At 60.7% G+C, this 21,280-nt stretch carries 22 protein-coding genes and 1 pseudogene; 16 read left to right on the forward strand and 7 right to left on the reverse strand.

The window, feature by feature from the left end:
• The first annotated feature begins 254 nt into the window (after positions 1 to 254).
• Positions 255 to 614 (forward strand): DUF6124 family protein, encoded by a 360-nt coding sequence (locus AC1RL4_RS03200; protein ID WP_028940658.1) that lies wholly within the window; start codon positions 255 to 257, stop codon positions 612 to 614.
• A gap of 241 nt (positions 615 to 855) precedes the next feature.
• Here AC1RL4_RS03200 and AC1RL4_RS03205 read toward each other — a convergent pair whose 3' ends face one another.
• Positions 856 to 2,166 carry an MFS transporter gene (locus AC1RL4_RS03205; protein ID WP_230173574.1) on the reverse strand — a complete coding sequence of 437 codons (1,311 nt, stop codon included), beginning with the start codon at positions 2,164 to 2,166 and terminating at the stop codon, positions 856 to 858.
• A 169-nt stretch (positions 2,167 to 2,335) separates the two neighbouring features.
• Here AC1RL4_RS03205 and AC1RL4_RS03210 point away from each other — a divergent pair, with 169 nt between their 5' ends.
• The 10 genes from AC1RL4_RS03210 (at position 2,336) to AC1RL4_RS03255 (ending at position 12,557) form a co-directional block, all read left to right on the forward strand.
• Positions 2,336 to 3,463 carry a sugar diacid recognition domain-containing protein gene (locus AC1RL4_RS03210; RefSeq protein WP_096480259.1) on the forward strand — a complete coding sequence of 376 codons (1,128 nt, stop codon included), beginning with the start codon at positions 2,336 to 2,338 and terminating at the stop codon, positions 3,461 to 3,463.
• A gap of 266 nt (positions 3,464 to 3,729) precedes the next feature.
• A complete protein-coding gene (locus tag AC1RL4_RS03215; protein ID WP_230173576.1) occupies positions 3,730 to 4,872 on the forward strand; it encodes a glycerate kinase in 1,143 nt (380 codons plus the stop codon).
• Between the two features lie 359 nt (positions 4,873 to 5,231).
• Entirely contained in the window at positions 5,232 to 6,857 is a 1,626-nt protein-coding gene (locus AC1RL4_RS03220; protein ID WP_138867494.1) for a methyl-accepting chemotaxis protein, read from the forward strand.
• A 40-nt stretch (positions 6,858 to 6,897) separates the two neighbouring features.
• Positions 6,898 to 8,085, forward strand: coding sequence for a pyridoxal phosphate-dependent aminotransferase (locus AC1RL4_RS03225; protein ID WP_028940652.1), 1,188 nt, complete (start codon positions 6,898 to 6,900; stop codon positions 8,083 to 8,085).
• A 96-nt stretch (positions 8,086 to 8,181) separates the two neighbouring features.
• Positions 8,182 to 8,580 (forward strand): hypothetical protein, encoded by a 399-nt coding sequence (locus AC1RL4_RS03230; protein WP_028940651.1) that lies wholly within the window; start codon positions 8,182 to 8,184, stop codon positions 8,578 to 8,580.
• 104 nt (positions 8,581 to 8,684) lie between these two features.
• Positions 8,685 to 9,083 carry a hypothetical protein gene (locus AC1RL4_RS03235; RefSeq protein WP_019578810.1) on the forward strand — a complete coding sequence of 133 codons (399 nt, stop codon included), beginning with the start codon at positions 8,685 to 8,687 and terminating at the stop codon, positions 9,081 to 9,083.
• Between the two features lie 97 nt (positions 9,084 to 9,180).
• A complete protein-coding gene (locus AC1RL4_RS03240) occupies positions 9,181 to 9,867 on the forward strand; it encodes a methyltransferase family protein (RefSeq protein ID WP_019578811.1) in 687 nt (228 codons plus the stop codon).
• On the forward strand, positions 9,864 to 10,133 hold the full coding sequence (locus AC1RL4_RS03245) for a DUF5676 family membrane protein (RefSeq protein WP_018929095.1): 270 nt from the start codon (positions 9,864 to 9,866) through the stop codon (positions 10,131 to 10,133). Before AC1RL4_RS03240 ends, AC1RL4_RS03245 begins: the two co-directional genes overlap by 4 nt.
• A gap of 25 nt (positions 10,134 to 10,158) precedes the next feature.
• Positions 10,159 to 12,342, forward strand: a complete 2,184-nt coding sequence (locus AC1RL4_RS03250) for a heavy metal translocating P-type ATPase (RefSeq protein WP_028940649.1) — start codon at positions 10,159 to 10,161, stop codon at positions 12,340 to 12,342.
• The gene (locus AC1RL4_RS03255; protein WP_019578814.1) at positions 12,339 to 12,557 is read left to right on the forward strand and encodes a hypothetical protein; all 219 of its coding nucleotides are present in this window, start codon (positions 12,339 to 12,341) and stop codon (positions 12,555 to 12,557) included. Before AC1RL4_RS03250 ends, AC1RL4_RS03255 begins: the two co-directional genes overlap by 4 nt.
• On the opposite strand, the gene AC1RL4_RS03260 is transcribed toward AC1RL4_RS03255, so the two are convergent.
• Positions 12,548 to 12,742: a hypothetical protein gene (locus tag AC1RL4_RS03260; protein ID WP_231380569.1), complete on the reverse strand. Its 195-nt coding sequence runs from the start codon at positions 12,740 to 12,742 to the stop codon at positions 12,548 to 12,550. The genes AC1RL4_RS03255 and AC1RL4_RS03260 overlap by 10 nt on opposite strands.
• Between AC1RL4_RS03260 and AC1RL4_RS03265 the strand changes: the two genes are divergently transcribed.
• From AC1RL4_RS03265 to AC1RL4_RS03285, 5 genes and pseudogenes are all read left to right on the forward strand, one after another.
• Positions 12,665 to 12,883 carry a DUF2933 domain-containing protein gene (locus AC1RL4_RS03265; protein WP_429571108.1) on the forward strand — a complete coding sequence of 73 codons (219 nt, stop codon included), beginning with the start codon at positions 12,665 to 12,667 and terminating at the stop codon, positions 12,881 to 12,883. The two genes, AC1RL4_RS03260 and AC1RL4_RS03265, sit on opposite strands and share 78 nt — an antisense overlap.
• 130 nt (positions 12,884 to 13,013) lie before the next feature.
• Positions 13,014 to 14,531, forward strand: coding sequence for a thymidine phosphorylase family protein (locus AC1RL4_RS03270; protein WP_096480254.1), 1,518 nt, complete (start codon positions 13,014 to 13,016; stop codon positions 14,529 to 14,531).
• Complete coding sequence (locus tag AC1RL4_RS03275; protein ID WP_096480253.1) at positions 14,528 to 15,412, forward strand: ribose-phosphate pyrophosphokinase; 885 nt, start codon at positions 14,528 to 14,530, stop codon at positions 15,410 to 15,412. The genes AC1RL4_RS03270 and AC1RL4_RS03275 overlap by 4 nt, the downstream gene beginning before the upstream one ends.
• A gap of 108 nt (positions 15,413 to 15,520) precedes the next feature.
• A complete protein-coding gene (locus tag AC1RL4_RS03280; RefSeq protein WP_019578818.1) occupies positions 15,521 to 15,823 on the forward strand; it encodes a methionine adenosyltransferase in 303 nt (100 codons plus the stop codon).
• Positions 15,756 to 15,923, forward strand: a pseudogene (locus AC1RL4_RS03285) (methionine adenosyltransferase); the annotation flags it as partial. The gene AC1RL4_RS03280 and the pseudogene AC1RL4_RS03285, both read left to right, overlap by 68 nt.
• 31 nt (positions 15,924 to 15,954) lie before the next feature.
• Here AC1RL4_RS03285 and AC1RL4_RS03290 read toward each other — a convergent pair.
• The 5 genes from AC1RL4_RS03290 to AC1RL4_RS03310 form a co-directional block, all read right to left on the reverse strand.
• Positions 15,955 to 16,956, reverse strand: coding sequence for a 2-hydroxyacid dehydrogenase (locus AC1RL4_RS03290; protein WP_019578819.1), 1,002 nt, complete (start codon positions 16,954 to 16,956; stop codon positions 15,955 to 15,957).
• 12 nt (positions 16,957 to 16,968) lie between these two features.
• The gene (locus tag AC1RL4_RS03295; RefSeq protein WP_230173578.1) at positions 16,969 to 18,267 is read right to left on the reverse strand and encodes an MFS transporter; all 1,299 of its coding nucleotides are present in this window, start codon (positions 18,265 to 18,267) and stop codon (positions 16,969 to 16,971) included.
• 52 nt (positions 18,268 to 18,319) lie between these two features.
• On the reverse strand, positions 18,320 to 19,360 hold the full coding sequence (locus AC1RL4_RS03300) for a sugar kinase (protein WP_028940646.1): 1,041 nt from the start codon (positions 19,358 to 19,360) through the stop codon (positions 18,320 to 18,322).
• Complete coding sequence (locus AC1RL4_RS03305) at positions 19,353 to 20,135, reverse strand: sugar phosphate isomerase/epimerase family protein (protein ID WP_028940645.1); 783 nt, start codon at positions 20,133 to 20,135, stop codon at positions 19,353 to 19,355. Before AC1RL4_RS03305 ends, AC1RL4_RS03300 begins: the two co-directional genes overlap by 8 nt.
• Before the next feature lie 97 nt (positions 20,136 to 20,232).
• Positions 20,233 to 21,258 carry a LacI family DNA-binding transcriptional regulator gene (locus tag AC1RL4_RS03310; RefSeq protein ID WP_230173579.1) on the reverse strand — a complete coding sequence of 342 codons (1,026 nt, stop codon included), beginning with the start codon at positions 21,256 to 21,258 and terminating at the stop codon, positions 20,233 to 20,235.
• Between the last annotated feature and the right edge of the window lie 22 nt (positions 21,259 to 21,280).

Consider the following 21,280-nt stretch of genomic DNA (forward strand, 5'->3'; position numbering starts at 1 on the left):
GAGCCCGGGCTGTATCGTTTTCCCTGTCGCTGAAAAACAGCGATCGGGTTTGGTAGCCCGGGTTGTGCAAAGTGCAGAGCATCATCAATTGAGGCGTTTTTTCGTCTCGGCTTTATGGTGGCCATGCGCAGGGCGCCTTCGGGCGCGCCGGTTTTCTTGCACCTCCCGGTCTACCAACCTGTGCATGGCCACCACCCTTCGTTTGGTAGCGAGAGTGATGGCTCCTTCTTTTTAATGGTGCAGGAGTTACTACTATGTTCAAACCAACGCCAAATCCACCAGAAGCGGACGACGTTTCCCCCTACGAAACTCCCGATTCCAAAAAACTCAACGAAGCCGCCGAGCGCGCCCTCGATCATTACCTCAAACCACCCACACCCAAAGCCACCAAGCGCAAACCCAGCACCATTTACCATGTCGGTGAAAAGGTCGATAACGAAACCCTGCTGGTCAACGCCTGCGAATCCCTGGCGTCAGCGAGCATGATGCTCACTGAATTCGCCGGGCTGATGGACATGCCCCATCGCAACATGATGTTGGGGATTCAATCGGTGGTCATGCTTGGGGAACTGGCCGTCAACCGGGTGCTGGACAACCTCGATCCTCAGAACTGAGTGATCCATTGTGGCGAGGGGGGGCTTGTTGTGGCGAGGGGGCTTGTCGGATCGCCGCACCGTCCCGCTCGGCTGCGCAGCAGTCGTCAATCCGGTGTATGCGATTTCTCTGATACACCGTGGTTACAGGTTTTGGGGTCGCTTCGCAACCCAACGGGGGCAAGCCCCCTCGCCACGAAAGCAGTGGTGTATCCATGAAATGAAGAACGGCCCGAACGGGCCGTTTTGTTTTCGCTGAACCTTAAACCCGCAACGTCCGGGTCATGCGCAGCGCCAGCAAGCTGCCGCACACAATCACACCCGCCAGCAGGTATAACGCCGCATCGGTCGACCCGGTGCTGTCCTTGACCCAACCCACCAGATACGGGCTAAGGAAACCCGCCATCTGCCCCATGGAGTTGATCAACGCCAAGCCACCGGCCGCCGCGCCGGCGCTGAGCATCGCCGTCGGTACCGGCCAGAACATCGGCAAGCCGGTGAGGGCGCCCATGGTGGCGAGGGTCAGGCCGAGGATCGCAATGGCCGGGGTGGTCGCGAAGTTCACGGCGATCAACAGACCGACCGCGCCCATCAGCATCGGCACCACCAAATGCCAGCGACGTTCTTTGCGCAGGTCCGCCGAGCGGCCCACCATCAACATGAACACCGCCGCCAGCAGGTACGGAATCGCGCTCAACCAGCCAATCACCAGGTTATCGCTGAAACCCAGGTTCTTGATGATCGACGGCAGCCAGAAGTTAATCGCGTAAACACCGCTCTGGATGCAGAAGTAGATCAATCCAAAGGCCCAGATCGCCGGGTTCTTGAACACTGCCCGCAAGGAGTCGGTGGTGGTTTTCGGTTTACTGGCCAGGTCTTCTGCGTGGTCGGCTTCAAGCACGGAACGCTCGTACGGGGCCAGCCACTTAGCGTTGGCGTAACTGTCGCTAAGCAAAAAATAGGCGAGGGCGCCGAGAATCACCGTCGGGATGCCTTGCAGCAGGAACATCCACTGCCAGCCGGCCAAACCGGCCTGGCCCGCGCCGAAGTGGTTGAGAATCCAGCCGGAAAACGGGCTGCCCAGCAGACCTGACACCGGGATCGCTGACATGAACAGCGCCATGATGCGGCCACGACGGAACGTCGGGAACCACTGCGAGAGGTAAAGCACCACGCCCGGGAAGAACCCGGCTTCGGCGGCGCCGGTGAACAGGCGCAGGGTGTAGAACTCGGTCGGGGTGGAGACGAACAGCAGGCACGTCGAGAGCGTGCCCCAAGTCATCATCATCAACGCGATCCAGCGTCGTGGGCCGAACTTGGTCAGGGCCAGGTTGCTCGGCACGCCGCACAGGACGTAGCCGATGAAGAAGATCCCGGCACCGAGGCCGTACACGGTTTCGCTGAATTTCAGTGCGTCGAGCATCTGCAGTTTGGCAAACCCGACGTTCACCCGGTCGAGGTAGTTGAACAGGTAGCAGATGAAGATGAAGGGGATCAAACGCAAGGTAATGCGTTTGTAGACGGCGTTCTTGTCGTCAGCGTTGGCCAGGGTAGCGGTGGCGCTCTGTGACATGGCGGGCTCTCTCTTTATTATGATTTTTTGCGACGCAAGGGTAACGTTGATCGCCCAGTGAGTCTCGGCCACCCCTTGGGTGGTTGTCTTTGTGCCTGAGCACAGGGTTTGCAACCCTGGCCTGTGCGGGTGAACAACCCGTCCCATCACGCTTTCAAGGATCCCCGCTATGTTCGAACTCGATCACGACCTGGCCCAGGACATCGTCGACCGGGCGATGGCCATCCTGCCGTACAACGTCAATGTCATGGACAGTCAGGGGCTGATTCTTGGCAGCGGCGAGCCGGAGCGCATCAACACCCGTCACGAAGGCGCGCAACTGGTGCTGGCCAATGGGCGCGTGGTGGAGATCGACGCGCAAACGGCGATTCATCTCAAAGGCGTGCAGCCGGGCATTAATCTGCCGCTGTTGCTCGATCAGCGCTTGATTGGTGTGCTGGGCATCACCGGTGAACCGGAGCAATTACGCACCTACGCCGAACTGGTGCGCATGACCGCCGAGATGCTGGTGGCCCAGCGCAATCAGCAGGCCGAGCAGCAATGGCGGCGCCAACGTTGCGACGATCTGCTGGCATTGCTGTTGAGCGAAGCAGGGGATTCGCCACGGTTGCTGGACGAAGCGCAGCAACTGGGGCTCAAGCCACAGCTGACACGGGTGCCGTATCTGTTCGAGTTGGGCATCGAACACGGCCCGAGCCAGACCGTCGAAGCGCTCAGCGCCTGGCTGATGTCGCGCTACCCGGACAGTTGGTGCGTGAGCTCAGCCAAATCTTCGTTGCTCTGGTGCCGCCCGGCGACGCCTGCGGTCGAGAACGAACGATTGCTGGAAAAGCTCGATGGCCTGGGCTGGAACATTTTGCGCATTGCCGTGGGCGGGCAGGCCGACGGCTTGTCGGGGTTGCGTCGCTGCTATCGACGGGTCGGCGATTTGCTGGCCTACGGGCGCGATGTGTTGCCGCATTCGCGCTTGCTGATCCTGAACCGTTATCGGCTACCGGTGATGCTCTGGCGGCACCGCGACGATGATGCGCTGGATGAACTGCTGCGGCCGCTGCGTAAAGTCATCGCCAAGGACGGCAACGGGCAACTGCTGGCGACCCTGCGCAGTTGGTGCGAACACGACGGCCAGAGCCAGGCCTGCGCCGATGCCTTGGGCATCCACCGCAACAGTTTGCGCTACCGCATGGAGCGAATCGCCGAACTCAGCGGCGTCGATCCGCTGAAGCTGGACGGAATGCTCGCGCTCTACCTCGGCGTCCAGCTCCTGCCCCAAACCGAACTGCCGACCACCATGTAGCAGCTGCCGAGCCTGCGAGGCTGCGTTCGGCGACGCAGTCGTCGCAAGATCATGCGGCGCGGTGTGTCTGGTAAACCATATTTATAGAATTTACGACGACTGCGTCGCCGAACGCAGCCTCGCAGGCTCGGCAGCTGCTACGACGAGCGGGGTAGGCAAGGGTTTTGTGAAATTGAACAATAATCCTCACGACCGCTTGTGCAGCGGACCGGCGTTATTGTTCAGGCCTGCTGGCAGCATGGACGCATTGGAACTGGAGAATTCGCATGAAAATCGTCATTGCCCCCGATTCGTTCAAGGACAGCCTGAGTGCCCAAGGTGTGGCCGACGCCATCGCGTTGGGATTGGCGCAGGTCTGGCCAGACGCGCAATTGCTCAAGTGCCCGATGGCTGATGGTGGCGAAGGCACGGTCGAGTCGATTCTGGCCGCGTGCGACGGAGAACTGCGCCGCACCCGTGTTCGTGGGCCGTTGGGCGCCACGGTCGATGCCGCCTGGGGCTGGTTGCCGCAGAGCCACACCGCGATCATCGAAATGGCCGAGGCCAGTGGCCTGCAACTGGTGCCGACGAACCTGCGCGATGCCTGCACCAGCAGCACCTTCGGCACCGGCGAATTGATCCGCGCTGCGCTCGATGCCGGGGCGCAACGAGTGATTCTGGCGATTGGTGGCAGTGCCACGAATGACGGCGGCGCCGGGGCGATGCAGGCCTTGGGGGTGAAACTGCTGGATGCCCAGGGCCAAACCCTGGCGCCGGGTGGTCTGGCCCTGGCGCAACTGGCTCGTCTTGACCTGAGTGATGTCGACCCGCGCCTGGCCGAGGTGCGTTTCGACATCGCCGCTGACGTCAATAATCCACTGTGCGGCCCTCACGGTGCGTCAGCGATTTTCGGCCCGCAGAAAGGCGCGTCGCCCGAGCAAGTCCAGCAGCTGGACCTCGCTCTCGAGCACTTTGCCGAGCTCTGCGCGCAAGCACTGGACAAGGACGTGCGCGATGAACCGGGCAGTGGCGCGGCGGGCGGTCTGGGGTTTGCCGCGAAGGCGTTTCTCGGCGCGCAATTCCAGGCCGGTGTGGAAGTGGTCGCCGAACTGGTGGGGCTGGCCGAGGCGGTCAACGACGCCGACCTGGTGATCACCGGCGAAGGTCGTTTCGATGCCCAGACGTTGCGCGGCAAAACCCCGTTTGGCGTGGCGCGCATTGCCCGGCAGCAGGGCGTGCCGGTCATCGTCATCGCCGGCACCTTGGGCGAGGGGTATCAGGCTCTGTACGAGCATGGCATCGATGCGGCTTTTGCATTGGCGAGCGGGCCGATGACCCTGGAACAGGCCTGCGCCGAGGCGCCGCGATTGTTGCGTGAGCGCGCCAGTGATATCGCGCGGGTGTGGCGGGTGGCCGCCCGCAAGGCCTGACACTGTCTTCAGTAAAAAGAAATCTCTGTGGCGAGGGAGCTTGCTCCCGCTCGGTTGCGCAGCAGCCGTAAATTTTTTGGGGCCGCTACGCAGCCCAGCGGGAGCAAGCTCCCTCGCCACAAAGGCTACTGCGCAAAGCCGACCTCCGCGCAACATCTGTTTCACCGCTGAAACACTCTGCCGCCCTTGAAAAATATTTCTCCAGACCCCTGCAAAAATCCTAAACCCCGGCCGATACAGCCAATAGGCGTACACAAACCAATTACAACAGTGGCGCCAAACTGAAAGGTGCGCGCCATCGCCCGCCCGCCAGTGATCATGGCAAGGATGCTCGCCGCCTCAATTACCGAGATCATCCTATGTCACTGCGTAATCTGAAAATCGCGCCTCGAGCTTTCCTCGGTTTCGCTTTCATCGCCTTGCTGGTCATCGTGCTGGGTGTGTTTGCGGCGAATCGCATGTCGATCATCCGACAGGCCTCTGTGGATATGGAAAGCAATCAGCTACCCAGCGTCGGCTTCCTGGGTGTCATGACCGAAAACGTGCTGCGTCTGCGAATTCTCTCGTTCCGGGTTCTGGTGAACCGTGAGCCCGCGAGCCTGCAAGAAGCAGAAACCCGAATCGGGATACTGGTGGACAAGGTCAAGCAGGCACAGGCTGCTTATGGGGCATTGCCGGCCGGCGATGAGGAAGCGGCGTTATTCAAGACATTCTCGGCCACGCTGGACAAATACCTGCAAGCGGTGCGCGAGATGATGGAGCTTTCGCGGCAGAACAAACTGGATGAAATGCTCAACCTGATCAACACCCGGATCAAGGATGGCACCGATCAGATGGGCGAGCAGTTGAACAAGTTGATTGCCATCAACAAGGCTGGCGCGGCTGCGGCCGATGCCCAGGCCAAAGAGCAGTTTGCCTTTGCCACCAATGGCATCATCGTGGTCTCGGCGGTCGCTGCCCTGATGACCGTGCTGCTGGCCTGGCTGTTGACCCGCAGTATCGTCACGCCGCTGAACCGTGCGGTGCTCGCGGCCGAAACCATTGCCAGCGGCAACCTGAGCAAGGTCATCGAAGTCGATGGCAACGACGAACCGGCGCGTTTACTCGGCGCCTTGGCCACCATGCAGACGAACCTGCGCAAGACCATCGAACAGATCGCCGGCTCCGCGACGCAACTGGGCGCCGCCGCCGAAGAACTCAGCACCGTGACCCAAGAAGCGTCCCGTGGCCTGCAACAACAGAACAACGAAATTGAACAGGCCGCCACCGCCGTCAACGAAATGACCGCCGCCGTGGAAGAAGTGGCACGCAACGCGGTATCGACGTCCGAAGCCTCGAACCAGTCCACCCAGGCCGCCCGTGAAGGTCGTGACCGGGTGGTGGAAACCGTCGACGCGATCCAGACCATGACCCACGACGTGCAAAACACTGCACTGATGATCGAGGGGCTGGCCACTCAGGGCCGCGACATCGGCAAAGTGCTGGACGTGATCCGCGCCATCGCCGAGCAGACCAACCTGCTGGCCCTCAACGCTGCCATCGAAGCGGCCCGTGCCGGGGAGGCCGGACGTGGCTTTGCGGTGGTGGCGGACGAGGTCCGGGCGCTGGCCCATCGCACTGCGCAATCGACCCAGGAAATCGAGAAAATGGTGGCCGGTATTCAGAACGGCACCGGTGAAGCGGTGTCGTCGATGCAGCAAAGCAATCAGCGCACCCAAAGCACCCTGGAAATGGCCCGTGCGGCGGGTGTCGCCCTGGAACAGATCACTTCATCGATTCAGCTGATCAATGAACGCAACCTGGTGATCGCCAGCGCCTCGGAAGAACAGGCTCAGGTGTCCCGTGAAGTCGACCGCAACCTGGTGAACATCCGCGACCTGGCCACCCAGTCGGCCGCCGGTGCCAACCAGACCAGCGCCGCCACCCATGAACTGTCACGACTGGCGGTAGATTTGAACGCAATGGTGGCGCGTTTCGTGATTTGAGATAGGGTTGAAACTGGAACTCGCGCGTTAGGAGAAGTACATGCGCTATTCAGCCTTGACCCAACGAATCGACGGTGACGGAGCGGCAGCCTGGAAGATTCACGATCGAGCGCTGGAATTGCGCGAGCAGGGCGTCGACGTGCTGCTGCTGTCGGTCGGCGATCCGGATTTCGATACACCGCTGCCGATCGTCCACGCGGCCATCGACAGCCTGTTGGCCGGCGACACCCATTACTCGGATGTGCGCGGCACCCGTACATTGCGCAGCAGCATCGCCAGCCGTCATCAGCAGCGCTGCGGCCAGGAGGTGGACGCCGATCATGTGATCGTACTGCCCGGTGCGCAGTGCGCGGTGTATTCGGTTGCCCAGTGCCTGCTCGATCCGGGTGATGAAGTGATCATCGCCGAACCGATGTACGTCACTTATGAAGGCGTGTTCGGTGCCTGCGGGGCGAGCGTGGTGCCTGTGGCGGTGCGTCCGGAGAACGGCTTTCGGGTCGAGCCGGCGGATGTCGCGGCGCTGATCACCGCTAAAACCCGGGTCATTCTGCTCAACAGTCCGAACAATCCGTCCGGTGCCAGCCTTTCCTTGAAAAGCTGGCAGGAACTGGCGGCGCTCTGTGTGCAGCATGACCTCTGGCTGATCAGCGATGAGGTCTATAGCGACCTGTTGTATGAGGGCGAGCACATCAGCCCGGCCAGCCTGCCGGGTATGGCCGAGCGCACCGCGACCCTCAACAGTTTGTCCAAATCCCATGCCATGACTGGCTGGCGGGTAGGCTGGATGATCGGCCCGAAACCTCTGGCCGATCATGTGATGCATCTGTCGTTGTGCATGCTGTTCGGCATTCCGGATTTCGTTCAGAAAGCCGCGCAAGCAGCACTTGATAAGGATTTGCCGGAAGTGGCGCTGATGCGTGAGGAGTATCGCCAGCGACGCGATCTGGTGTGCGCGAGGTTGAGCGGTTGCCCCGGTATCCGGCCGATCAAGCCCGATGGCGGGATGTTTGTGATGCTCGATGTGCGCCAGACCGGGCTCGGCGCCCAGGATTTTGCCGAGCGGCTGCTGGAAGGTTATGGCGTGTCGGTGCTGGCCGGCGAAGCCTTCGGGCCGAGTGCGGCGGGGCACATACGCATCGGGCTGGTGGTGGACCAGGTGAAGCTGGCGGAAGCGTGTCGGCGAATTGCGTCCTGTGCGGCGGATTTGCTGCAGATGCGACGGGCCTGATCGCGCCATCGACTAATTTGATATTGATCAACTTCTGCATTGCTTTGCTGGCTAGACTGAAAATCAATACGACGTAACAAGTCGAGGTTGTACTTCATGTCCTGGTTCCGCCGGCACCGCCAACGCCTACTGCGCCTGATCCTCGCCGTATGGGGGGTTGCTGTGACCGTGATGGCAATCCAGGGGTGTCTGGTACAGCCGATTCACAATTTGGCCGCGCCACACAATGTCGAACAGCATCTGCTGGAGGGGCATGCGCTCCACGCCAATGGTTGCCTTCAAAACTGTGAGGACACTGCCACGGCGATAAAACCTGCATTGCAGATGCCAGCAGCGGATCCTGTCCACTGGGCTGCCCTGTTACTGCTAACGGCGGCAGTCCTGATTATGGTGTTTGATCCTGAGCAAAAATCCTCCTTCGCCGCTCTTGTACTGAAACGTCCCGCGCCACCCGAAAGCCCTGTACGTCTTACTTTCGTCCGTTTCAACGATTAACCCCTGTCTCAGAGTGGCAGAGCACGGGTTGCTCTGTCCTGCTGCGTCGCTGTTTCGCGACTCGGTTATTCCTGCTTATCCCCTCACAATCTCAGGAGTTCATCATGCAAGTGCATTCGAAATGGGTTCTGGCTGCCGTCTTGGCCAGCCGTGCATTCATGGTCTCTGCCGAGGATGCGCATCACCCGGCCGACGCGCCAGCCGACGCAACCGTGAGCACCGCCCCGGCATCGACGACCATGACCAAAGCCATGACCGAGCAAATGCAGAAAATGCAGGCTGCACATGACAAAGCAGCAGCGGCTGAAACGCCGGCTGAGCGCCAGTCCGCCTTGCAAGAAGGCATGAAAGCGATGCAGGACAGCATGGCCATGATGAGTAAGGAGCAGGGTGCGATGGGTTGTATGGGAGCTAAGGACAGTGAAGGCAAAGGGATGATGGACATGATGATGCAGATGATGGAGCAGCAGTCGTCCATGATGGAAATGCCGATGAAAAAGTGAATGTGCGGTAGAGCTGCTGCAAATGACATGGCTCTGGCGCTGGAGGGGTGAATGCAGCCAGCACCCCTCTGATGTTTGTTGTTGAGGAGCACCCACCATGAACCATACAGAATCGGCCTACGGTCTTTGGTCGCTGGTTATCATCAACTCATTGGTGTTTATCCTGTTTGCCTTCAGTTTCACCCGGCCCAGGACGAGCCGCGATTGGCGCTCATTCGGTATGTTCTCGGCGTTCCTGGTGGCTCTGTTTACCGAAATGTACGGTTTCCCGCTGACGATCTACCTGTTGATGCCCTGGCTCACTCGTCACTTCCCTGGCATCGACTTCCTTTCGCACGACGCTGGGCATTTGCTCGAAGTAATGATGGGGTGGAAGGTCAATCCACACTGGGGTCCATTCCACATTGTCAGCAACCTGCTGATCGCTGGAGGCTTCTGGTTATTGGCGGCCGCCTGGCGTGTGCTCTACAAGGCCCAAAGCACTGGCCAACTGGCGCTCGACGGACCGTATTCACGGATCCGTCACCCGCAGTACGCTGGCTTTGTGCTGATCATGTTTGGCTTTTTGTTGCAATGGCCGACATTGATCACCCTGGCAATGTTTCCAATTCTCCTGTTGGTCTACGCCAGGCTGGCGAAGCGAGAAGAGCAGGAGATGCTTGCGCACTTCGGTGATGCCTACCGAACTTACTGTGAACAGACTCCGGCATTCCTGCCCTGGTCAGCCCCCCACAGCCCCAACACTCCTACTGGTAGCCCTCCAGGCTCAGGAAAACAATCATGAACGCTCCCTGGAAAACCGGCATTTCTCTGGCCCTGACCATGGCCATTTCCTACACCATCTGTGCGTTGCTCTATGCGCTATGGCCGGCGCAGGGTATTGCTTTCCTCAGTGCCTTGTTCCATGGACTCGACTTCAGTCGTCTTCAAGCTCCGCAAGACTACAGTGTGGCGACTTTCGTCGGACCGCTGCTGGTCTTGAGTGTATGGGGCGCGTTGGTCGGTACCTTGTTTGCGTGGCTGTCCGCCAAGCTTCATGGCAGGCCTTGATAGCTGCTTCGAGTAGGAGGCCGTGATGAGCGAATCACACATGCAGCACAGCCAACACCAGCAGGCGCTTGCATCAGGGAAAATGGCGAAAGACCCGATCTGCGGGATGATGGTTGATATGACCATGGCGTTGTCACGAGAACGTGGCGGGCGCACCTATTACTTTTGCAGCGATAGTTGCGTGCGCATCTTCGAGTCGCCAGAAAATGAACTGAAGGCGATGAAAACCCGCGTGACTATCGCCCTGACCGGTGTATTGGCCTTGGCGCTGCTGCGTGCGGGCGCCTTCATCGCGCTGGCCGCGGGTGCCACCTTGCTGACTTGGGTGCCGATCCCGGCACTCCCTTGGTTCACGTGGGGTATCTGGCTATTCCTGCTGGTAACACCGGTGCAGTTCATCGGCGGCTGGAGTTTCTATAAGGGGGCGTGGAATGCCATTCGCACCCGTAGCATCAACATGGATTTTCTGATCGCCCTCGGCACATCGGTCGCCTATTTCTACAGTGTCGCGGTGTTGTTCTTCCCGGATGTCCTGCCGGTCAAGGTAGCCGAGCGCGACGTCTATTTCGAGGTGTCGGCGGTCATCATCGCCTTCGTACTGCTTGGCAGGTACATGGAGGAGATCATCAAGAAAAAATCCTCGGCGGCGGTACGGCGCTTACTTGATCTCAAGCCTGCGATTGCGCATGTGATTCGTGACGGGCAAGAGGTCGACTTGCCTGCTGAAAACGTCATGGCCGGGGAGTTTCTGGTGGTCAAGCCTGGCGAGAAAATCCCCACCGATGGCGATGTCAGTGAAGGTCAGTCTACGGTGGATGAGTCCATGCTGACCGGTGAGTCGATGCCGGTCGACAAACACCCGGGCAGCCCGGTGATCGGAGGCACGCTCAATGGCAGTGGGGTGCTCACTTTCAAGGCGAGCAGGATCGGTGCCGATACCGCACTGGCGCAGATCATCAGGATGGTTGAGGAAGCACAGACCAGCACGGCACAGATCCAGCGGTTGGCCGATCAGGTCACGGGCTATTTTGTGCCAGCGGTGGTGACAGTCGCGATACTGGCCCTGATCGGCTGGTCTGTTGCGGGGAGTTTTCCGCAAGGGCTGTTGGCCTTTATCGCGGTGCTGATCATTTCCTGCCCCTGCGCCCTGGGCGTGGCGACGCCCGCCGCGTTAATGGTCGGTGTTGGCAAGGGGGCTGATAACGGCATCCTGATTCGCGGCGGCGAAGTGCTGGAGCGGGCAGAAAAACTGAGTACGGTGGTGTTCGACAAAACCGGCACCATTACCCGAGGCGAACCCAACGTAACCGATGTGATTTCGCTAGGCGCAGCGTCGGAACACGAGGTTTTGATGCTCGCCGCTGCTGTGGAGTCCGGTTCGGAACATCCGCTTGGTGCCGCGATTGTGCGCGCCGCCCGGCATCGCGATATCAGCCTGCCGAAAGCGAGCGACATCAAAGGGATCGCCGGTCACGGCATCGAAGGCAAGATCGACAATCGCACCCTCTGGCTGGGCAACCGGCGTTTATTCGCCCGCCAAGGCATTTCGACCGAGGCTGCCGAGGAGCACCTCATCCGTCTGGAAGCCGATGGCAAGACCGCCATGCTGGTCGGAGTCGATGACCGTTTGCTCGGTGTGATTGCTGTGGCCGATACCATTAAACCTGAAGCGGCCGAGGCTGTTGCGGCGTTGCTGGCCAGCGGCATCAAGGTCGTGCTGCTGAGCGGTGACAACCACCGTACTGCCGAAGCAGTCGCACGCCAGGTGGGCATCGAGCGAGTGATTGCCGAGGTTTTACCGAGCGACAAGGTCGCAGTGATCCGTCAATTGCAAAGCGAAGGGCAGGTCGTGGCCATGGTTGGCGATGGTGTCAACGATGCGCCTGCCCTGGCCACCGCAGACATCGGCATCGCCATCGGCTCGGGTTCCGATGTAGCCAAGGAAACCGGCGGCATCATCCTGCTCAAGAACGATGTGCGTGACGTGGTGACCGCGATCAAGCTGTCGCGCGCAACCATGGTCAAGATTAAACAAAACCTGTTCTGGGCATTCATCTACAACAGTATCGGCATTCCAATCGCGGCCTTTGGTGTGCTTAACCCCATCATCGCTGCCGCCGCCATGGCACTCAGCTCCCTGTCGGTGGTTGCCAACTCCGCACTGCTTAAACGTGCCCGTGTTGGTTTAAGCCAGGAGGCCACATCATGAAACGCGAAGTTTTGATTATCTGCCTTCTGACCAGTGTCGCGGGTATTGCAACGGCGATTTACCTGCTGGGGCTGACGGGCAAATCGTTGGCCATAGCAGCGATATTCCTGCTATGCCCGGTCTTGGTCGGGGTGCAACTTTTTCGCGGCGTCCGCCAATTCGATAAGGACATGGCCGAGGCCCGTCGCAAACCCCACAGGAGGAATCAGTTATGAGACGCCATTATGTTCCCCATCGCAGCGCCGGCCGTGTCAACGGGTTCTTCCTCGGCTTTCTTGCCATCGCCGGGTACTTCCTGTTGACCGAGCACCGGGCCCACGTCATTCCCTACTTGCCATTCCTGCTGTTGCTGGCCTGTCCGCTCATGCATTTGTTCATGCATCGTGGACACGGTGGGCATGGCGGTCACGAACAGGCCAATCGCGGTGAGCATGACGCGCACGGTGGCTGCTGCGGCCATCAGCACCGCGACGATCACGCAGGCCATGCGCCCGAATCCGGTAGTCAGCCGGACGGCGCGACGCAACGCCCAGACCTATGAGTGCCGTGCCGTATATCGCATGAGACCCTGCCTGCGTGCAGTGAGGGCAGTAGTATGGTGAACAAGTCCTGGATAGTGGCTTCTTCAGCGAATCGACTTACTGCGCCAAGGCGCCGAAAGGAGTTTGCTCATGCCGATACGCAGTGTGCTTGAGTTACGCGTCCGCCGGCTCGGCATTGATACCCACCAGCAGCCGGTGGCGTTCATGCCACGGGATTGTCACGTCTGCCGCTCGGAAGGTTTTTCCGCCTTGTCACGTATTGAACTGGTCAAAGGCACGCGTCGCGTCATCGCGACGCTGATGGTGGTGGATGGACGGTGGATAGCCGGCGGTGAGGTTGGGCTATCGGAATCGGCCTGTCGGCTGCTCGGTGCTCAGGAGGGTGAAAGCGTTGCCGTGCGTCACCCGGCGCCGGTAGAGTCGATGAGCGCCGTGCGCGGGAAGATCTATGGAAGTGCGCTGTCGCGGGAGGCGCTGACCGCGATCGTGAATGACATCGATGCCGGCCGATTCAGCGATGTGGAGCTGGCGGCCTTTCTAACCGGCTGTACCGGTAACCAACTGTCGCTCACCGAGATCCGCTATCTGACCGAAGCCATGGTTGAAACCGGCGAGCGTCTGCACTGGGACCGGTCACCGGTGCTGGACAAGCACTGCGTCGGTGGGCTGCCGGGGAATCGGACCACGCCCATCGTGGTGGCCATCGTCGCGGCCAACGGCCTTTGCATACCCAAGACTTCCTCCCGCGCCATTACCTCGCCAGCGGGTACAGCCGATACCATGGAGACCCTGGCCCCGGTCGCTCTCGATTTGCCGGCGATGCGCAAGGTCGTGGAGCAAGAAAACGGTTGTGTCGTGTGGGGCGCGGCCGTGCAACTGAGCCCGACCGATGATGTCATGATCCGGGTCGAACGAGCCCTGGACTTGGACAGCCAAGGCCAGTTGGTGGCCTCGGTGTTGTCGAAGAAACTGGCGGCCGGTGCCAGTCATGTGTTGATCGATATCCCGGTCGGCGCCACCGCGAAAGTACGCGATCTGCCGGCGGCGATAAAACTGCAAACGCTGTTGGTCGAGGTCGGCGGTCGGCTTGGCCTCAACGTCAAGGTGCATGTCTCGAACGGTGATGGCCCTGTTGGGCGGGGTATCGGTCCGGCATTGGAAGCGCACGATGTGCTGGCGGTGCTGCGCGGCGATGCGCAGGCGCCGCCGGACTTGCGTGAGCGTACCCTCGACCTCGCCGGTCTGTTACTGGAAATGGCCGGCAAGGCGCCGGCCGATAGTGGCTATGCGCTCGCCGCCACAACCTTGGCGAGCGGTAGTGCCTGGCGAAAATTCCAGGCCATCGCGAACGCCCAGGGCGGACTGCGAGAGCCACCGCAGGCGCGCTATAGGCACCCGGTCCTGGCCGGCCGTGAAGGTCGTGTGTGTCGCATCGACAACCGCGTACTGTCGCGCATCGGGAAATTGGCCGGGGCACCAGCGGCCCCGGCGGCCGGGCTGGTACTCGGTACGGCGCTCGGAGAACGGGTCGAGGCCGATCAGCCGCTCTATACCGTGCATGCCGAAAGCCCGGGCGAACTGGCCTATGCGCTGGAGTATGCACAGCAGCACCCGGAACTCTTCTTCATCGAGGAGGATGCGCCATGAATCCCCTGCTGTTTTGTCTCGACGGCAATCTGGCTTTACAGACCGGGCTGGCGGCGGCTGCGAGGTTGCAACCTGCCGTCTGCCAATTGAGGCAGTTTCCCGACGAGGAAAGCTACGTGCGTGTGTTGAGCGACGTGCAGGGCCGTGACGCGGTGATTTTGTGCAGCCTGCACGGTCCGGACAAACGGTTCATACCGCTGTGCTTCCTTATGGAAACCCTGCGCGAGATGGGTACTCGCTCTGTGGGCCTGGTTGCTCCCTACTTGGCCTATATGCGCCAGGACCAGCGTTTTCATCCGGGTGAGGCTGTCAGCGCGCGTCTGTTCGCTGCTCTGTTGGCTCCGCACATCGACTGGTTGGTGACGGTGGATCCGCACCTGCATCGTATCCATGATCTAGGCACCCTATACCCGGTACCGCATCGAGTCGTACATGCCGCGCCGGCCCTGGCAGCCTGGGTCCCCGGCAAGATCGCCCGACCTTTGTTGATCGGTCCGGACAGCGAAAGCGAGCAATGGGTATCGGAGGTCGCCCGGCTGGCGAAAGCACCATTCATCGTGCTGCAGAAAATGCGACTCGGCGATCGGGAGGTCGCGGTCTCCGTGCCCGATATCCAGCGTTGGCGAGAACACACCCCGGTGTTGATCGACGACATCATTTCGACGGGGCATACCCTGCTCGAAACCGCCGGGCACCTGCAACGAGCAGGCATGCGCCCACCGGTGGCCTTGGCGGTGCACGGAGTGTATGCAGAACACGCCCAACGCGACCTGCAAGCGGCCGGCATTCAGGTCTTCACCAGCAATAGCATCCGGCACGCCAGCAACGCCATCGATCTGTCGACACTGCTTGCACAAGCCATCAAGGAGCTTGCCCCATGACTTCCGTACTCACTCATCACGGGCACTCACGGACTGATCGCAAACAGCGCCGCCGTGCACGAGGTACTGAGTAGACGCGATCGATCGGAAGATAACGCGGAGAGGAACATGAGCGACAGGACCCGGTTCGTCATTACTGCCTGCGAACGCTTGCACCGGATGAGCGAAGTCGAAATGTGTGAACACAAGGGGATCGGTCATCCGGACAGCCTGTGCGATGGTGTCGCGCAAGCCGTGTCGTTGGCGCTCAACCGCGCGTACCTGCAAGCCTATGGACGCATTCAGCATTACAACGTCGACAAGGCCTTGTTGATCGGCGGCCAGAGCCAGCCGCACTTTGGTGGTGGACTATTTCGCGGTCAAACAGTCAATCACGGAGCATTTACGCGCGATCCTGGCGAGCCCCTGTGATCTAGCCGTCAATACACTCGATGATACGATCGCGATCGGCGTAGACGGGATTTACCTGACCGTCACCGGGTTGAGCGCAGAGCAGGGGGACGACGGCCAAGTCGGACGCGGTAACCGCATGAACGGCCTGATCACACCTTGCCGTAGCATGCCGCTTGACCTCTCCACGCCTGCCCATTCACCAGATTCACCGGCCGCTCACCCGCCAACGCCGCCAACAAATTTTCGACCGCACAAGTCGCCATCGCCTCCCGCGTCTCATGGGTCGCCGAACCGATATGCGGCGTCGCCACCACATTGTTCAACTGCAACAACGGCGAGTCATGGCGCAGCGGTTCGCGCTCGAACACATCCAGCCCGGCAGCGCGAATCCGGTTCTGCTGCAACGCCTCGATCAACGCCGCTTCGTCCACCACCTTGCCCCGTGAAATATTGATGAAGATGCTCTGCGGGCGCATCAAGGCGAACTCCCTGGCGCCGATCAGCTTTTCGGTTTCAGCGGTCAGTGGCAAGGTCAGGCAAATGAAATCGGACTGCTGCAACAACTCGGTCAGGCTACGGTATTGCGCATTGAAGCGCTGCTCCACCGCCGGTTTCGGCGAATGGCTGTGATACACAACCGGCATGCCAAAACCGAAATGCCCACGCTGCGCCAACGCCTCGCCAATCCGCCCCATGCCGATGATGCCCAGCGTCTTGCCATGCACATCGCTGCCGAAATGCGCCGGGCCAATGTTGCGGTTCCACTGGCCGGCGCGAACCATGTTCGCCAGTTCCACCACGCGTCGGGCGGTGGCCAGGATCAGCGCGAAACCGGTGTCGGCGGTGGTCTCGGTCAACACATCGGGGGTGTTGCTGAGCAGTATCCGCCGTTCGGTCAGGTAGTCGATGTCGTAGTTGTCGACCCCGACGGACACACTGGCAATCGCTTCCAGGTTCGGTGCCAGGTCCAGCAACCCGGCATCGAGTTTCAGACTGGCGCCAAGCAACCCTTGGGCGCGGGGCAGGGCCTGGCGCAGCTTGGCCAGGCCTTCGGCGTCGAGGCTGTCGATCAGCGTCACCTCGGTCTGCTCATGCAAGCGAGCCATCAGCAGCGGCGAGAGTTTCTTGTACAGCACAACCTGCTTTTTCATATCAACATCCATTCAGGAATGAGCCGCCACCGGCCGGGGCGCGGCGGCTTTGGCCACGACCCGGTCACTGGCGCCGGGCTTGAGGAAAATCGTCAGCACCACCGACACCAGCAACGCGCCGCTCATCAGCAGATAAGACGCACCGGGCGATCCGGTGGAGCTGTTCAGGTAACCGACCAGATAAGAGCCGCCAAACGAACCGAGCGCGCCCATGCTGTTGATCAACGCCATGGCTCCACCGGCCACGTTGGCCGGGAGGATTTCTGGAACGATGGCGAAGAACGGCCCGTACGGGGCGTACATGCAGGCACCGGCAATCACCAGCAGGGTGTAGGACCACCAGAAATGCTCCGCGCCCAGCGCGTAGGAGCCGTAGAACGCAATCGAGGCGATCAGCAGCGGAGGCCAGACGAAGCGTTTGCGCTTCTGCAACTTGTCCGAGCCCCAGGACACCAGCAGCATGCCGATCACTGCCGCCAGGTACGGCAGCGCCGACAGCCAGCCCGCTTCGATCATGTCCATTTGCGCGCCGGCCTTGAGGATCGATGGCAGCCACAGCACGAAACCGTAGACGCCGATGCTCCAGCAGAAGAACTGCAAGGCGAGGATGATGACTTTTGGCGAACGGAAGGCTTCGGCGTAGTTTTTCACCGCTTTGATGCCGACCTGTTCGGCGGCCAGGGCACTTTCCAGGTCCTGCTTTTCCTGGTCGTTCAGCCACTTGGCCTGGGCCGGACGGTCATCAGCCAGACGCCACCAGATAAACGCCCACAACACTGCCGGCAAGCCTTCGATGATGAACATCCAGCGCCAGCTGAAATGCTGGATCAGGTAGCCCGAGACCACCGACATCCACAGCATCGTCACCGGGTTGCCGAGGATGAGGAAGGTGTTGGCGCGCGAGCGTTCGGCACGGGTGAACCAGTGGCACAGGTACACCAGCATCGCCGGCATCACCGCCGCTTCGACCACTCCGAGCATGAAACGAATGACGATCAGCCAGTAGGCGTTGGAGACGATCCCGGTCAAGGTCGCCAGCGCACCCCAGAGAATCAGGCTGACGAAAATCAGCTTTTTCACGCTGTGCTTCTGGGCGTAGATCGCGCCTGGAATCTGGAAGAAGAAATAGCCGAGGAAGAACAGTGCGCCGAGCATGGAAGACAACCCCGGGGTGATCATCAGGTCCTTGGCCATCCCGGAGGCGGCGGCGAACCCGTAGTTGGCGCGGTCCAGATACGCAAGGCTATAGGTGATGAATACGATGGGCATGATGTACCACCAGCGGCGGGTGGCCAGTGTTGCGGTTTTCATAGTGATGCTCCTGAGCTTGTTGTTTTTGTCGCAGCAGGTAACGGAGTCTGATTCAAATTTTTACGGTAATAGTGAGGGCCCCTTCGCGGGCAAGCCTCGCTCCTACGGGCGTACACCCCGAACCCTGTAGGAGCGAGGCTTGCCCGCGAACGGCGTCCTCAAATTCAGCATCCATTTCGGCCCGGGTGGGCAAGCCTTCCATATCCCCACGGCTCTGCACCGCGCGGCTACCGATCCAGTTGGCACGTTGCACGGCTTGGGCAACGCTGTGGTTTTCCAGCAGGGCGCTGATCAGGCCAACGGCGAACCCGTCACCGGCACCGACCGTATCGACCACCGTTGCCACGGGCACGCCTGCAACGAAACCTTCATCCTGATGGGTTCGGTAATAGGCGCCTTGCGGGCCAAGCTTGATCGCCACGGCTTCGGCGCCCTGGTCGAGGTAAAACGCCGCGATGTCGGCAGGGTCTTCAAATCCGGTGAGCAACCGTCCTTCGCTCAACCCCGGCAGCACCCAATGGGCGAGGGCGGCGAGGCGGTTGATCTCGCTGATCATCTGCTGTTCGCTGGCCCACAGGCTCGGCCGCAGGTTGGGGTCGAACGACACGCTGCGCCCGGCTTCGCGCATGCGGGTCATCAGTTCGAAGGACATTGCCCGGGCCGACGCGGATAGCGCTGGAGGAATGCCGGTGGCATGCAAGTGCCGGGCGTTGAGCAGCGACGGGGAAATCGACTGCACCGACAAATGACTGGCCGCCGAGCCACGACGGAAATACTCGACCACCGGATCGCTGCCATCATCGGTGCGGGACTTGAGCTGAAACCCGGTGGGGTGTGCCGGGTCGATGTCGACATGGCTGCAATCCAGGCCTTCGTTCTCCAGCGTATCGATAACGAACTTGCCGAGCGAGTCCGCGCCCACCCGGCTCAGCCAGGTGACGTTAAACCCCAGTCGCGACAGGCCAATGGCGACGTTGCTGTCGGCACCGGCAATGCGCTTGTGGAAGTGGCCGACGTCGGCCAGTTCACCGTTTTGCTCGGCAACGAACATCGCCATGGTTTCGCCGAACGACAGAATATCGATCTCAGACATGCGCAGGCTCCAGGCGGGGTTGACCGAGGCGGGCGAGGGTGGCGACGTGCTCGGTGGTCAACTGCACCAGGTCATCGCCTTGCAGCGGATATTCCACCGCGCGCATCACGTTATGGGGCATGTGCCGCAACAATTGTTGCCACAGATGCAAGTCACTGGCCGCCGGTGGTACCGCCACCAGTTTGCCGTCGACCCGACGCGCCACTGCTTTGCAGTGCACGTAGCCGACATGTCGACCGAGCATTCGCGCGGCGCTGGCGGCGGACTGATCCTGCCATTGCCAGTTGCCGATATCGAAGGTCATTTTGATCGGCAACTTGTGCTGCTCGACGTCGGCGAAGAAGCGCTGGAACGGTTCGATGCGGCCGCCGTGCAAGGTCTGGTCGTTTTCCACCAAAAGCTGCACCGGGCTCTGTTGCAACACATGCGCCAGTGTTTGCAGGTCGTTGTTGTCGGTGAAATAACCCAGGGAGACTTTCAGCCATTGTGAGCCGAATGCCTCGGCGCGTTGCAGGGTCGAGAGCAGTTCCGGGTTGGGCGCCGATTGCCCGGCCAGCCACAACTCCAGCGGCGAGGAATACACGCTTTCCAGGCCCCGGTATTGCGTGGCATCGGCCAATTGCGCGGGGTCTTCAAGGGTCAGCAGCTCTTCGCGCCATTCAATGTGCGTGGCACCGGCAGCGGCCAGAACCTCGACAAAACTGCCTTGGCCGCGTTGGCGCACAAGCTCGGCGCCGTAGCTGGACAGGCTGATGGAAACGGGTGGTTTGTTCATTGTTATCACCTCTGAAACCGGTTTCATTTTTGTTCAAAGAAAATGTTCAAAAAAAATGCTCAAAGAAATATCAGTGATCGATGTGCCGTTCTTTCAGTCACCGAAAATGCCCAAGAGTCGACCCACGCACGATCAACCGCGCCGGAAAATCCAGGGTCCGCACCGGCCCGTCATCACCACGCAAACGCTTGAGCAAGCACTCAAACGCACTCGCGCCAATGTCCTCGGTTGGCTGGGCGAGGGCGGTAATCCCGCTGCCCACCAACGGATACCAATCCAGATCATCCAGGGCGATCAGCCCGACATCCTCGAACAGATTGCACTGCAATTCACGCAACGCATGGGTGCCGGCCAGCGCGGCGATACCGTTGGCGCAAAACAGCGCTTTCGGGCCAGGGCCGGGAGTGTTCAGGAAGGTTTTCAGCTGCGAGGTCAGTTCGCTGCCGGTTTCAACTACCATGCCCGTTAAAGCAGGGCGTTGCTGTATCTGCGCTTTGAAACTGCTGACCCGCTCGATCCGCGAACTGGTGCCGTCAAACGGCTCCGTCACCATCAGCACATCGCGATAACCGCGTTCTTCAAGATGGGCCATGGCGATCTCGACGGCAGCGGGATTGTCCAGCCCCACCAGATCACTCTCAAGCTGCTCGACTTTGCGATCCACCAGCACCATCGGCATTTCCCGATGCAACTCGCGCAATTCGTCGCGGTGATGGCCGAGGGTATTCACGATCAAGCCTTCAATGTTGTACGAGCGCAGCAACGCCAGGTGCTGACGCTCCTGCTCGTCATCGCGATCGGTGTTGCACACCACCAGGCTGTAGCCGTGCCGACGGCAGGCGGTTTCCACGCCATGCATCACGGCAATCGAATAAGGGTTCCGGATATCGGCCACCAGCATGCCGATCAGCCGGGTGCGCCCGCGTTTCAGGCCGCGGGCCATCTGGTTCGGCCGGTAGCCCAGTTCGGCAATGGCCTGCTCGATGCGCAGGGCCGTGGCATCGGAGAGCAGGGCGCGGTCATCGCCGATGAAGCGCGAGACGCTGGCCTTGGAGACGCCGGCGTGTTCGGCGACGTCGAGCATGGTGACGCGGCTGCGTTGGGCGGCGGAGAAGTCGTTCATGGCTGAGTCTTCTTATTGTCTG

The organism is Pseudomonas sp. GW822-FHT07A10 (genome assembly GCF_058798795.1).

Coding starts and splice junctions, on each gene's coding strand:
- AC1RL4_RS03200 (WP_028940658.1), top strand. CDS start 255: ATGTTCAAACCAACGCCAAATCCACCAGAAGCGGACGACGTTTCCCCC.
- AC1RL4_RS03205 (WP_230173574.1), bottom strand. CDS start 2,166: ATGTCACAGAGCGCCACCGCTACCCTGGCCAACGCTGACGACAAGAAC.
- AC1RL4_RS03210 (WP_096480259.1), top strand. CDS start 2,336: ATGTTCGAACTCGATCACGACCTGGCCCAGGACATCGTCGACCGGGCG.
- AC1RL4_RS03215 (WP_230173576.1), top strand. CDS start 3,730: ATGAAAATCGTCATTGCCCCCGATTCGTTCAAGGACAGCCTGAGTGCC.
- AC1RL4_RS03220 (WP_138867494.1), top strand. CDS start 5,232: ATGTCACTGCGTAATCTGAAAATCGCGCCTCGAGCTTTCCTCGGTTTC.
- AC1RL4_RS03225 (WP_028940652.1), top strand. CDS start 6,898: ATGCGCTATTCAGCCTTGACCCAACGAATCGACGGTGACGGAGCGGCA.
- AC1RL4_RS03230 (WP_028940651.1), top strand. CDS start 8,182: ATGTCCTGGTTCCGCCGGCACCGCCAACGCCTACTGCGCCTGATCCTC.
- AC1RL4_RS03235 (WP_019578810.1), top strand. CDS start 8,685: ATGCAAGTGCATTCGAAATGGGTTCTGGCTGCCGTCTTGGCCAGCCGT.
- AC1RL4_RS03240 (WP_019578811.1), top strand. CDS start 9,181: ATGAACCATACAGAATCGGCCTACGGTCTTTGGTCGCTGGTTATCATC.
- AC1RL4_RS03245 (WP_018929095.1), top strand. CDS start 9,864: ATGAACGCTCCCTGGAAAACCGGCATTTCTCTGGCCCTGACCATGGCC.
- AC1RL4_RS03250 (WP_028940649.1), top strand. CDS start 10,159: ATGAGCGAATCACACATGCAGCACAGCCAACACCAGCAGGCGCTTGCA.
- AC1RL4_RS03255 (WP_019578814.1), top strand. CDS start 12,339: ATGAAACGCGAAGTTTTGATTATCTGCCTTCTGACCAGTGTCGCGGGT.
- AC1RL4_RS03260 (WP_231380569.1), bottom strand. CDS start 12,742: ATGCCCACCGTGTCCACGATGCATGAACAAATGCATGAGCGGACAGGC.
- AC1RL4_RS03270 (WP_096480254.1), top strand. CDS start 13,014: ATGCCGATACGCAGTGTGCTTGAGTTACGCGTCCGCCGGCTCGGCATT.
- AC1RL4_RS03275 (WP_096480253.1), top strand. CDS start 14,528: ATGAATCCCCTGCTGTTTTGTCTCGACGGCAATCTGGCTTTACAGACC.
- AC1RL4_RS03280 (WP_019578818.1), top strand. CDS start 15,521: ATGAGCGACAGGACCCGGTTCGTCATTACTGCCTGCGAACGCTTGCAC.
- AC1RL4_RS03290 (WP_019578819.1), bottom strand. CDS start 16,956: ATGAAAAAGCAGGTTGTGCTGTACAAGAAACTCTCGCCGCTGCTGATG.
- AC1RL4_RS03295 (WP_230173578.1), bottom strand. CDS start 18,267: ATGAAAACCGCAACACTGGCCACCCGCCGCTGGTGGTACATCATGCCC.
- AC1RL4_RS03300 (WP_028940646.1), bottom strand. CDS start 19,360: ATGTCTGAGATCGATATTCTGTCGTTCGGCGAAACCATGGCGATGTTC.
- AC1RL4_RS03305 (WP_028940645.1), bottom strand. CDS start 20,135: ATGAACAAACCACCCGTTTCCATCAGCCTGTCCAGCTACGGCGCCGAG.
- AC1RL4_RS03310 (WP_230173579.1), bottom strand. CDS start 21,258: ATGAACGACTTCTCCGCCGCCCAACGCAGCCGCGTCACCATGCTCGAC.